This window comes from Pseudomonas sp. MF08817, assembly GCF_059862705.1.
In genome coordinates this window covers 22,829-33,493 of sequence record NZ_JCBCUY010000045.1, presented here as the reverse complement: position 1 = coordinate 33,493, position 10,665 = coordinate 22,829, and the positions used below count along the sequence as shown (strand labels likewise).

The following is a 10,665-nucleotide window of genomic DNA, read 5'->3' as shown; positions in this document are numbered from 1 at the left end:
TCAGGCGCGACTCTCATCGTGGCGCTGGGGCCTGCCCCAAACAGACGCCGGATAGATTTAAGCAAGCCAACCACACCACCCGTTAATCAGTATTGCAAAAATGGGGGTGACCATAGATTTTTGTGGGTGATCGCTTTAGCCGCGCGCTTTCTCAATGAGGGCGATGTAGTCCTCGGCATTGCGCTGGTCTTTTATCAGGGCGATGAAGTCGTGGCCCTGCTCATCCTTGCCGCTCAGGTCGTAGCCGGCCTCGACGAAGAACACCAGAAAGCGCTCGAAGTCGTCGATGCGCAGGCCGCGGTAGGCCTTGATGAGTTTGTGCAGCGACGGCGAAGTGCCATCGGCCGGCTCAAAATCGAGGAACAGCTTGATCTGCGCATCGCCAATCTCGTCACCAATCAACTGTTTTTTATCTTTACGCATTGCCGACTCCAGCTCGCAGACATTTCACGGGGCGGGCAGTTTACCCCCCGCGCCCCCCGGGCCTCAACGAACAACGCTCAGCGCTTGCGCACCGCCCCGGTATGCAAGTCGGCCCAGACGTGGCCGTTGGCGTAGCTGAGGAACTGGCAATAGACCGTCTCGTTGCGCAGCAGGTCCATCACCACGCGGTACTGCGCCACAGGGTAAGAGAGGGTGAGGGTCTTGGTCTTGGCATCGAACTGCGGCTTTTTCAGGCTTTTGCTCTCGCCATCGAAATTGACCAGCACCTGGCTGATGACCGCGCCTTTGTTCAGCGGCTTGCCCTTGAGGCGGATCATCAGCGGCGAGGTGATGGGGATTGGCTGCTGGCTCGACTGGCGCTGGCTGCCGACGACCACCGCGTACTCGGTCACCTGCAACAGTTGCTGCTGTTCGGGGGCGGCGGCGCGCAGTGTCAGGTCATCGGGCGGCAGGAACTGCCCATGCAGGGGCGTGGCCGGCGCGGCGGCCAGGGGCAGGCTCAAGGTCAGCAACAGGGCGGCGCAGCAGCGGGTCAAGCAGCTCATGGCAGGCTCCAAGGTCGGGGCCGGCCACTCTAGCATGTGGATCTTTGAGCACCGCCATCCTGTGAGCCCGCGTCTACAGGGTTGCCTGCCCCACAGAAGGCAGGGCTTACATGCCTTTGACGGCGAAGATCCCGTTGGCGTTGCGCCAGTAGCCTTTGTAGTCCATGCCATAGCCGAAAATGTAGCGATCGATGCACGGCAGGCCGACGAAATCGGCTTTCAGGTCCGGGCGGGCCTTGCGGTCGTGCTCTTTGTCGATCAGCACGGCGGTGTGCACGGCGCGAGCGCCGGCGTGTTTGCAGAAGTCGATGATCGCGCCCAGGGTGTGACCCTCGTCGAGGATGTCGTCGATGATGAGCACGTCGCGGTCGATGAACGAGACTTCCGGCTTGGATTTCCAGAACAGCTCGCCGCCGCTGGTTTCATTGCGGTAGCGGGTCGCGTGCAGGTAGGAGGCTTCGAGGGGGAAGTCCAGGTGGGTCAGCAGCTTGCCGGAAAAGATCAAACCACCGTTCATCACGCAGAACACCACCGGGTTGCGATCGGCCAGTTGTTCATTGATTTGTGCACCGACGCGAGCGATGGCCGCCTCGACTTGCGCTTGCGTGTACAGGCAGTCTGCCTCGCGCTTGATTTGACGGATATGGTCGAGATCAGCGGACATGGCGCTCTCCAGAAGGTGGCGGATTCGGAAAAGCGGGGGAAGGTACGCCTGCAACGAGGCCAGATCAAGCCTTTATGGACTAACGTACAGGATGTCTATAGGACATCACCCTCGGATAGATTATTCTAGGCCGGTTTTTTTGCCCGCCGCCGGAGCCTTTCCCCATGCCCATCCGTGAGATCCGCCACCCGCTGATCCGACACAAACTTGGCCTTATGCGCCGCGCAGACATTAGCACGAAGAACTTTCGCGAGCTTGCTCAGGAAGTCGGTGCGCTGCTGACCTATGAGGCGACCAAAGACCTGCCGCTCGAAAGCTACGACATCGACGGCTGGTGCGGCACCGTATCCGTGGAAAAAATCGCCGGTAAGAAAATTACCGTCGTGCCGATCCTGCGTGCCGGCATCGGCATGCTCGAAGGCGTGCTCAGCCTGATCCCGGGCGCCAAGGTCAGCGCCGTGGGCGTGGCCCGCAACGAGGAAACCCTGCAGGCGCACACCTACCTGGAAAAACTGGTACCGGAAATCGACGAACGCCTGGCGATGATTATCGACCCGATGCTCGCCACCGGCAGTTCCATGGTCGCCACCATCGACCTGCTGAAAAAGGCCGGTTGCCGCGACATCCGCGCCATGGTCCTGGTGGCCGCGCCCGAAGGCATCGCCGCCGTGGAACTGGCGCACCCGGACGTGACCATCTACACCGCCTCCATCGATGAACGCCTGAATGAGCATGGCTACATCATTCCCGGCCTGGGCGATGCCGGCGATAAGATCTTCGGCACCAAGCAGAAGGACGCGTGAGCATGCAGGACGAGTTCAACGACCCGCTGTGGCGCACGGTGCTGTCCGGCGCCCAGATGCTTTTCGTAGCGTTCGGCGCGCTGGTGTTGATGCCGCTGATTACCGGCCTCGACCCCAACGTCGCGCTGTTCACGGCGGGCCTGGGGACTCTGCTGTTCCAAATGGTCACCGGGCGCCAGGTGCCGGTGTTCCTGGCCTCAAGCTTTGCCTTCATCACCCCGATCATTCTCGCCAAGGGCCAGTTCGGCCTCGCGGCGACCATGGGCGGCGTGATGGCGGCGGGTTTTGTCTACACCTTCCTGGGCCTGGCAGTGAAGATCAAGGGCACCGGTTTCATCGACCGCTTGCTGCCGCCGGTGGTGATCGGCCCGGTGATTATTTCCATCGGCCTGGCCATGGCGCCGATCGCCGCCAACATGGCGATGGGCAAGGCTGGTGACGGCACGGAGCTGATCCACTACCAGACCGCCATGATGATCTCCATGCCGGCGCTGCTCACCACCTTGATCGTGGCCGTGTTCGGCAAGGGCATTTTCCGCCTCGTGCCGATCATTTCCGGGGTGTTGGTGGGGTTTGCCATGGCGTTTTTCTTCGGCGTGGTTGATACCGCGAAAATCGCCGCCGCGCCTTGGTTTGCGCTGCCGCAGTTCACCGCACCGGAGTTCAACTGGCAGGCCATCCTGTTCATCGTCCCCGTGGCGCTGGCCCCGGCCATCGAACACATCGGCGGTGTGATCGCCGTCGGTAGCGTGACCGGCCGCGATTATCTGAAAAAGCCTGGCCTGCACCGCACCCTGTTCGGCGATGGCATCGCCACCACGGCGGCCGGCCTACTGGGCGGCCCACCCAACACCACCTACGCCGAAGTCACGGGCGCGGTGATGCTGACCAAGAACTACAACCCGAAAATCATGACCTGGGCGGCGATCTTCGCCATCAGCCTGGCGTTCGTCGGCAAGTTCGGCGCGCTGTTGCAGAGCATTCCCGTGCCGGTGATGGGCGGAATTTTGTGCCTGTTGTTCGGTTCGATTGCGGCGGTGGGCATGAACACCATGATCCGCCACCAGATCGACCTGGGCGAGCCGCGCAACCTGGTGATCGTCTCCGTGACCCTGGTGTTCGGCATTGGCGGTGTGCTGGTCGGCACCGGCACCGGCCCGGACGACTTCGGCCTCAAAGGCATCGCCCTGTGCGCCATTGTCGCGATTGCGCTGAACCTGCTGCTGCCGGGCAATGACGGCTGGAAGAAAAAAGCACCGGATGAGCCGTTGCTGTAACCGGCCTCAGGAAGGTCATCGCGGGCAAGCCCGCTCCCACAGAGGAATGTGAACACCTGTGGGAGCGGGCTTGCCCGCGATGCGTTTAACCAGGCTTACAACGCGATGGGTGCCCTTTCACACAGGGCATTCAACGCCACGGCCCATTGCAGGTCGTCATTCAGGCAGGGCACCAGCACCAGCTCTTCACCACCGGCCTGGCGGAACTGTTCGCGACCGCGATCACCAATCTCCTCCAAGGTTTCGATGCAATCGGCGACGAACGCCGGGCACATCACCAGGATTTTCTTCACCCCCTGCTTGGCCAATGCATCCAGGGTCGCCTCGGTGTAGGGTTCGATCCACTTGGCGCGGCCCAGGCGCGACTGAAACGACACCGACCACTTGCCGTCCGCCAGGCCCATGCGCTCGGCAAACGCTGCCGCGGTGCGCAGGCACTGGCTGCGATAGCAGGTAGCAACCACTTGCGGTGGCGCATTGCGACAGCAGTCGCTTTGCCCTTCGCAGCAGTGGCCCGGGTTGAGTTTTTTCAGGTGCCGCTCGGGCAAACCATGGAAACTCAGCAGCAAGTGGTCGTAACCCTGGGCCAAGTGCGGCTTGGCGCTGGCCACCAGGGCCTCGAGGTATTCAGGCTGGTCGTAGAACGGTTGCAGAATCGAGAACTGCACATCCAGGTTCTTGTCGCGCACCACCCGCTTGGCCTCCTCGATCACCGTGGTCACGGTGCTGTCGGCAAACTGCGGGTAGAGCGGCGCCAGGGTGATCTTCTTGTGGCCCTGGGCCGCCAGGCGCGTCAGCGTGGTTTCCAGGGACGGCTCGCCGTAGCGCATCGCCAGTTCCACCGGGCCGTGGCTCCACTGCGCGCGCATCGCCTGCTGCAAACGGCGGCTGAGCACCACCAGCGGCGAGCCCTCTTCCCACCAGATCGAGGCGTAGGCGTGGGCGGACTGCTCGGGGCGCTTAATCAGGATCAGCGACACCAGCAAACGCCGCACCGGCCAGGGCAGGTCGATAACGTAAGGGTCCATCAGAAATTGGTTGAGATAACTGCGCACATCCGCCACCGAAGTAGAGGCGGGCGAGCCCAAGTTGACCAGGAGCAACGCGTGATCGGTCATGCAACGTCCTATATCAAAGGCGGCTGGTCACATCGTCCAGGGCCGCACGTACATCATTGAATTCAAAGGTAAAACCCGCCGCCAGCAAACGCGCTGGCGTGGCCCGCTGGCCACCGAGCAACAGTAAAGACAACTCCCCCAGGCCAACCCGCAAGGCGAAGGCCGGCATCGGCACCACTGCGGGGCGGTGCAGCGAGGCGCCCAGGGCCTTGGCAAATTCGCGATTGCGCACCGGTTTCGGCGCGCAGGCATTATAAGGACCGCTGGCGTCTTGCTGGTGCAGCAGAAAATCGATCAAGGCCACTTGGTCGTTGATGTGGATCCAGGGCATCCATTGTCGGCCATTGCCGATGGGCCCGCCCAGCGCCAATTTGAACGGCACCAGCAAGCGCGACAAAAAGCCGCCCTCCTGCGACAGCACCAAGCCGGTGCGCACCAGCACCACGCGTACACCTAAGGCTTCGGCGCGCTGCGCGGTTTCTTCCCAGGCAATGCACAACTGGCTGGCGAAATCCTCACTGACCGGCGGTGAATCTTCGGTCAACTCACGCTCGCCGCCATCGCCGTACCAGCCCACGGCCGAGCCGCTAATCAACACCTGCGGCCGTTGTGCGCGGCTTTGCAGCCAGGCCAGCAGGGTTTCGGTGACGCCGATGCGGCTGCTCCAGAGCAAGGCCTTGCGTTTGTGGGTCCAAGGCCGGTCGGCGATGGGCGCGCCCGCCAGGTTGACCAGCGCATCCACCGGCTCTGCACCCAACGCCTCAAGCTGCCCGATGCCCCGCACACCCGCGCCACACAGCCCCGCGACCGCGTCCGGCCGACGGCTCCAAACGGTCAAGCGGTGCCCCTGTGCCAGCCAGTGATGGCAGAGCTGGCGCCCTATCAAACCCGTACCGCCGGTCAGCAATATGTGCATGAGGTCTTCCTCGCGTAACGTTCAATCCGGATCACTGGTCTATTTTTAAAAGCAGGGATCTTTTTGATATCAGGCAGTCCTAGGGTTAACCATAGGACAATCTGTCGGATCAAGAACGCTAAAAGTTATACCAAAAAACAATATTGTACAGCTTTGATTGACGGCGTAGTCTCTGTACTCACAGGTAAACGAGGCCCCCCTATGACTGTACCCATCGCAATCATCGGCGCCGGCATCGCCGGCCTTTCCGCCGCCCAGGCCCTTCGCGAGGCCGGGCACAGCGTGCACCTGTTCGATAAAAGCCGCGGCCCTGGCGGGCGCATGTCCAGCAAGCGCAGCGATGCCGGTGCGCTGGACCTCGGCGCCCAATACTTCACCGCCCGCGACCGCCGCTTCGTCACCGAGGTGCAGCGCTGGCAAACCCAGGGCTGGGTCGCCGAATGGACCCCACAGCTGTACAACTTCCAGGGCGGCCAGCTCACCCCTTCCCCCGACGAACAGACCCGCTGGGTCGGCACGCCGCGCATGAGCGCCATCACCCGCGCCCTGCTGGGGGACGTCCAAGCGCAGTTCGGTTGCCGCATCACCGAGGTCTATCGGGGCGAAGAACATTGGCATTTACAAGACGCCGAAAGCTTCACCCACGGGCCGTTCAGCCATGTCGTGATCGCCACCCCGGCGCCTCAGGCCACAGCGTTGCTGGCCGCTGCGCCGAAACTGGCCGGTGTCGCCGCCGGGGTAAAAATGGACCCGACCTGGGCCGTCGCCCTGGCGTTTGACACGCCCCTGGACACCTCGATGCAAGGCTGCTTCGTACAAGACAGCGCCCTCGACTGGCTGGCGCGCAACCGCAGCAAGCCGGGGCGCGACAGCACCCTCGATACCTGGATCCTGCACGCCACCAGCGCCTGGAGCCGCCAGCACATCGACCTGCCCAAGGAAGCTGTGATCGAACAGTTGCACGGTGCCTTCGCCGAGTTGCTGCACAGTGCCATGCCCGCTCCCGTGTTCAGCCTCGCCCACCGCTGGCTCTACGCCCGCCCGGCCGGCAGCCACGAATGGGGCGCCCTGGCCGATGCCGACCTGGGCCTGTATGTGTGCGGCGACTGGTGCCTGTCGGGGCGGGTCGAAGGGGCGTGGCTCAGTGGCCAGGAAGCGGCCCGGCGCCTACACGAACACCTGCAATGAACCGCATCAACCCGCGCAAGCTGCTGCTGTCCAAGTGGACGGCAGCCCGCCCTCAGCACCGCGAAAAGCACTTTCTGGTGACCGAACTGTTCTGCAATGAGAACGGCGAGGTGCTGGAGATCGAGCTGCAAGCCGTGCTCACCCGCCGCTGTCAGCGCCACGACTGGCGAACCCTGCAAGACGACGAACACTGGGCCATGGGCTGGAAATAGCTGTACAAAAAAGTTGACTTGTACACATCTGAACCTATGATGAAACCAAGTTGTACAGGTAAAGCATCCTGTATAGGTTTCAGCCAGAGGCCACCCCCATGCACAGCGACCTTACCGCGCCCCGCCCGAAAATCGCCGTCAGCGCCTGCCTGATGGGCCAACCCGTGCGTTACAACGGCGGGCACAAACAGTCCACCCTGTGCAGCCAAACCCTGGCCGACTACTTCGACTTCGTGCCCCTGTGCCCGGAAGTGGCCATCGGCCTGGGCACCCCGCGCGAACCCATCCGCCTGGTGGGCGACCCGCAAGCCCCGCGGGCCGTGGGCACCGTCCATGGCGACAACGACGTGACCCAGGCCCTGGCCGACTATGGCCAGCAAATGGCCGGGCAACTCACGGATATCTGCGGCTACATCTTCATGCAGAAGTCGCCCTCCTGTGGCCTGGCACGGGTCAAGGTCTACCAGAGCAACGGCGCGCCCGCCGAGCATGCTGGGCGCGGTATCTACGCACAGGCCTTTTGCGCTCGGCACCCCGACCTGCCGGTGGAAGAAGACGGCCGCCTCAACGACCCGGTGCTGCGGGAAAACTTCCTCACCCGGGTGTTCGCCTACGCCGCGTGGCAGCAACTGTGCGCACAAGGCCTGAGCCGCCGCGCCCTGACCGAATTCCACGCGCGCTACAAATACCAGCTCATGGCCCACAACCCGGAGCAGTACAAAACGCTGGGCAAGCTGCTGGGCAGCATGGGCAAAGCCGACCCGCACGCTGTGGCCCCGCGTTATTTCCGCGCGCTGATGGCGGCTCTCAAGCAATGCGCCACCCGTCGCACCCACACCAATGTGCTGCAACACCTGAGCGGTTACCTCAAGCAAGCCATCAGCCGCGATGACAAGCGTGAAGTGCAGCACCTCATTGGCCAGTACCACCAAGGCATCGTGCCCCTGGTGGTGCCGCTGACCCTGCTCAAGCATCACTTGCGCCACCACCCCGACCCGTATCTGGCGCAGCAGGTGTACCTGCAACCCCATCCGGAAAACCTCAGTTTGCGAAATGCGATTTAACCCATGACCGATTCCTCCGCTCCTCTGCCGGCCGCCTCCGACAGCGACTACCAGCAAGCCCTGGCCCAAGGCTGGCTGCCGATCCGCGATGTGGCCCGGCTCACCGGGGTCAACGCCGTGACCCTGCGCGCCTGGGAACGCCGCTATGGCCTGGTGGTGCCGCAACGCACGCCCAAGGGCCATCGCCTGTTCTCCAGCGAGCATGTAGAGCGCATCCTCACCATCCTCACGTGGCTCAACCGGGGCGTGGCGGTCAGCCAGGTCAAGCCGTTGCTCGATGCCGCGCAGCCCTTCGATCAACCGGCCGAAAACGACTGGCACGCGATGCGCCAGAACCTGGTGCAAGCTATCAGCCTACTGGCCGAGCGCCAGGTGGATGACCTCGTCAACCAAGCCATGGCCCTGTACCCGCCCAGCACGTTGTGCACCCAATTGCTGATGCCGTTGCTGGCCGACCTGGAAATACGCTGGCAAGGCCAGTTTGCCGCCCACATGGAGCAGGTGTTCTTCCACGCCTGGCTGCGCAGCAAGTTCGGTGCGCGCATTTACCACAACAACCGCCAGTTACGCGGTGCCCCGGTATTGCTCGTCAATCAGTCGGACCGCCCCCTGGAACCGGCACTGTGGCTCACCGCATGGCTGGTCAGTAGCGCCGATTGCCCAGTGGCGGTGTTCGATGAACCGCTGGCCGGCGCCGAACTGGCCCTGGCAGTGGAGCACCTCAACGCCCGGGCGCTGGTGCTGTATTCGAGCAAAACCCTGGCGTTGGGCCTGTTGCCCAGGCTGCTGGCCAATGTGCCCTGCCAAACGATCATTGCCGGCGCCGCAGTGCGCATCCACCACAGCGAACTGACGGCCCTGGACGATGGCCCGGCCCTGGCCGAAGACCCTTTGGCTGCACACCAACTCCTCGTACGCCGGGGGCTGATCTGATGACCACGCCCCTGCAACTGATCTGGCTGCGCAGTGACCTGCGCGTGCACGACAACAGCGCCCTACGCGCCGCCACCGAACGCGGCCCGGCCGTGGCCCTGTACCTGATAAGCCCCGAGCAATGGCGCGCCCACGACGACGCGCCGTGCAAGGTGGATTTCTGGCGGCGCAACTTGCACAGCCTGAGCGCCGCCCTGGGCGAGTTGAACATTCCCCTGCTGATCCGCAAGGCATCGCACTGGGACGATGCGCCCCAGGTGCTGCTGAACCTGTGCATGGAGCTGGGCGTCGTTGCGGTGCACGTCAACGACGAATATGGCATCCACGAAATCCGCCGCGACAACGCCGCCGCCCAGGCCTTGCAGGCGCAGGGCATCGGTTTTCACGCTTACCTCGACCAGTTGCTGTTCCAACCCGGCAGCGTGCTGACCAAAACCGGCACCTACTTCCAGGTATTCAGCCAGTTCCGCAAGGTCTGCTATGAACGCTTGCACCGTGCCCTACCGGCCCTGGTCCCGCTGCCTGCGCGCCAAGCGCCGCTGCCTATCGCCAGCGACCCAGTGCCCGCCGACATCCCCGGGTTCGCCGCCCCCGACGCGGCGCTGCAAGCGCTCTGGCCGGCCGGCGAGGACGAGGCGCGGCGACGCCTGGCGCAGTTCGCCGAGCAGCAGATCGACTACTACAAGGACGAGCGCGACTTCCCCGCCAAACCCGGCACCAGCCAGTTGTCGACCTATCTCGCGGCAGGGGTGATTTCGCCGCGCCAATGCCTGCATGCCGCATTGCACTGCAACCACGGCGAGTTCGACAGCGGCAGCGTCGGGGCCATTACCTGGATCAATGAACTGCTGTGGCGCGAGTTCTACAAACACATTCTGGTGGGTTACCCCCGTGTGTCGCGCCACCGCGCCTTTCGCCCGGAGACCGAGGCCCTGGCCTGGCGCCACGCGCCCGAAGACCTGGCGGCGTGGCAGGAGGCGCGCACCGGGTTGCCGATCATCGACGCCGCCATGCGCCAATTGCTGCACACCGGTTGGATGCACAATCGCCTGCGCATGGTGGTAGCGATGTTCCTGACCAAAAACCTGCTGATCGACTGGCGCGAGGGCGAGCGCTTTTTCATGCGCCACCTGATCGACGGCGACTTGGCGGCCAACAACGGCGGCTGGCAGTGGAGTTCGTCCACGGGCACCGATTCGGCGCCGTACTTTCGCATCTTCAACCCCTTGAGCCAGTCAGAAAAATTCGACAGCCAGGGCCTGTTCATCCAACACTGGCTGCCGGAACTGGCGGGCCTGGATAAAAAACAGCTGCACAACCCGGCGGCCCTGGGCGGGTTGTTTGGCGTGGCCGGTTATCCACAACCCATCGTCAACCTGAGCCAATCCCGGGAGCGCGCGCTGGCGGCGTTCAGAAACCTGCCCTCGCGCCAAGCTGTCGCCTTCGAAGATGAATGAATACCTCGGGGCCCGGCCCTGAAATCACCTGCCAGTACCGGCCG

12 protein-coding genes are annotated in these 10,665 nt (G+C 63.5%); 7 read left to right on the top strand and 5 right to left on the bottom strand.

Translation table 11 applies throughout. The features are described 5' to 3' along the window. Window positions 1–135 precede the first annotated feature (135 nt). The 3 genes from AC19YR_RS22215 to AC19YR_RS22205 all read right to left on the bottom strand — a co-directional run bounded on the left by AC19YR_RS22215 (window position 136) and on the right by AC19YR_RS22205 (window position 1,653). A complete protein-coding gene (locus AC19YR_RS22215; RefSeq protein WP_095105992.1) occupies window positions 136–423 on the bottom strand; it encodes a PA4642 family protein in 288 nt (95 codons plus the stop codon). A 77-nt stretch (window positions 424–500) separates the two neighbouring features. Further along, the gene (locus tag AC19YR_RS22210; RefSeq protein ID WP_095105991.1) at window positions 501–989 is read right to left on the bottom strand and encodes a hypothetical protein; all 489 of its coding nucleotides are present in this window, start codon (window positions 987–989) and stop codon (window positions 501–503) included. A 106-nt stretch (window positions 990–1,095) separates the two neighbouring features. Beyond that, the gene (locus tag AC19YR_RS22205) at window positions 1,096–1,653 is read right to left on the bottom strand and encodes a hypoxanthine-guanine phosphoribosyltransferase (RefSeq protein ID WP_095105989.1); all 558 of its coding nucleotides are present in this window, start codon (window positions 1,651–1,653) and stop codon (window positions 1,096–1,098) included. Between the two features lie 164 nt (window positions 1,654–1,817). On the opposite strand from AC19YR_RS22205, the gene upp reads away from it, so the two are divergent. After that, window positions 1,818–2,456: a uracil phosphoribosyltransferase gene (gene upp, locus AC19YR_RS22200; RefSeq protein WP_095105987.1), complete on the top strand. Its 639-nt coding sequence runs from the start codon at window positions 1,818–1,820 to the stop codon at window positions 2,454–2,456. Between the two features lie 2 nt (window positions 2,457–2,458). Continuing rightward, window positions 2,459–3,733 carry a uracil-xanthine permease family protein gene (locus AC19YR_RS22195; RefSeq protein WP_095105986.1) on the top strand — a complete coding sequence of 425 codons (1,275 nt, stop codon included), beginning with the start codon at window positions 2,459–2,461 and terminating at the stop codon, window positions 3,731–3,733. Between the two features lie 95 nt (window positions 3,734–3,828). Here AC19YR_RS22195 and hemH read toward each other — a convergent pair whose 3' ends face one another. Both hemH and AC19YR_RS22185 read right to left on the bottom strand, forming a co-directional pair. Beyond that, window positions 3,829–4,851 (bottom strand): ferrochelatase, encoded by a 1,023-nt coding sequence (gene hemH, locus AC19YR_RS22190; protein WP_500600161.1) that lies wholly within the window; start codon window positions 4,849–4,851, stop codon window positions 3,829–3,831. A 13-nt stretch (window positions 4,852–4,864) separates the two neighbouring features. Next, a complete protein-coding gene (locus tag AC19YR_RS22185; protein ID WP_500600160.1) occupies window positions 4,865–5,767 on the bottom strand; it encodes a TIGR01777 family oxidoreductase in 903 nt (300 codons plus the stop codon). A gap of 201 nt (window positions 5,768–5,968) precedes the next feature. Here AC19YR_RS22185 and AC19YR_RS22180 point away from each other — a divergent pair, with 201 nt between their 5' ends. The 5 genes from AC19YR_RS22180 (at window position 5,969) to phrB (ending at window position 10,621) form a co-directional block, all read left to right on the top strand. Further along, the gene (locus tag AC19YR_RS22180; RefSeq protein WP_095105982.1) at window positions 5,969–6,955 is read left to right on the top strand and encodes an NAD(P)/FAD-dependent oxidoreductase; all 987 of its coding nucleotides are present in this window, start codon (window positions 5,969–5,971) and stop codon (window positions 6,953–6,955) included. Further along, complete coding sequence (locus AC19YR_RS22175; protein ID WP_095105981.1) at window positions 6,952–7,167, top strand: TIGR02450 family Trp-rich protein; 216 nt, start codon at window positions 6,952–6,954, stop codon at window positions 7,165–7,167. The genes AC19YR_RS22180 and AC19YR_RS22175 overlap by 4 nt, the downstream gene beginning before the upstream one ends. 98 nt (window positions 7,168–7,265) lie before the next feature. After that, entirely contained in the window at window positions 7,266–8,231 is a 966-nt protein-coding gene (locus AC19YR_RS22170) for a YbgA family protein (RefSeq protein ID WP_095105980.1), read from the top strand. Between the two features lie 3 nt (window positions 8,232–8,234). Next, window positions 8,235–9,164: a MerR family transcriptional regulator gene (locus AC19YR_RS22165; protein ID WP_500600158.1), complete on the top strand. Its 930-nt coding sequence runs from the start codon at window positions 8,235–8,237 to the stop codon at window positions 9,162–9,164. Window positions 9,165–9,175: 11 nt separating this feature from the next. Next, a complete protein-coding gene (gene phrB, locus AC19YR_RS22160; protein WP_500600165.1) occupies window positions 9,176–10,621 on the top strand; it encodes a deoxyribodipyrimidine photo-lyase in 1,446 nt (481 codons plus the stop codon). Window positions 10,622–10,665 lie beyond the last annotated feature (44 nt).

Coding starts and splice junctions, on each gene's coding strand:
- AC19YR_RS22215 (WP_095105992.1), bottom strand. CDS start 423: ATGCGTAAAGATAAAAAACAGTTGATTGGTGACGAGATTGGCGATGCG.
- AC19YR_RS22210 (WP_095105991.1), bottom strand. CDS start 989: ATGAGCTGCTTGACCCGCTGCTGCGCCGCCCTGTTGCTGACCTTGAGC.
- AC19YR_RS22205 (WP_095105989.1), bottom strand. CDS start 1,653: ATGTCCGCTGATCTCGACCATATCCGTCAAATCAAGCGCGAGGCAGAC.
- upp (WP_095105987.1), top strand. CDS start 1,818: ATGCCCATCCGTGAGATCCGCCACCCGCTGATCCGACACAAACTTGGC.
- AC19YR_RS22195 (WP_095105986.1), top strand. CDS start 2,459: ATGCAGGACGAGTTCAACGACCCGCTGTGGCGCACGGTGCTGTCCGGC.
- hemH (WP_500600161.1), bottom strand. CDS start 4,851: ATGACCGATCACGCGTTGCTCCTGGTCAACTTGGGCTCGCCCGCCTCT.
- AC19YR_RS22185 (WP_500600160.1), bottom strand. CDS start 5,767: ATGCACATATTGCTGACCGGCGGTACGGGTTTGATAGGGCGCCAGCTC.
- AC19YR_RS22180 (WP_095105982.1), top strand. CDS start 5,969: ATGACTGTACCCATCGCAATCATCGGCGCCGGCATCGCCGGCCTTTCC.
- AC19YR_RS22175 (WP_095105981.1), top strand. CDS start 6,952: ATGAACCGCATCAACCCGCGCAAGCTGCTGCTGTCCAAGTGGACGGCA.
- AC19YR_RS22170 (WP_095105980.1), top strand. CDS start 7,266: ATGCACAGCGACCTTACCGCGCCCCGCCCGAAAATCGCCGTCAGCGCC.
- AC19YR_RS22165 (WP_500600158.1), top strand. CDS start 8,235: ATGACCGATTCCTCCGCTCCTCTGCCGGCCGCCTCCGACAGCGACTAC.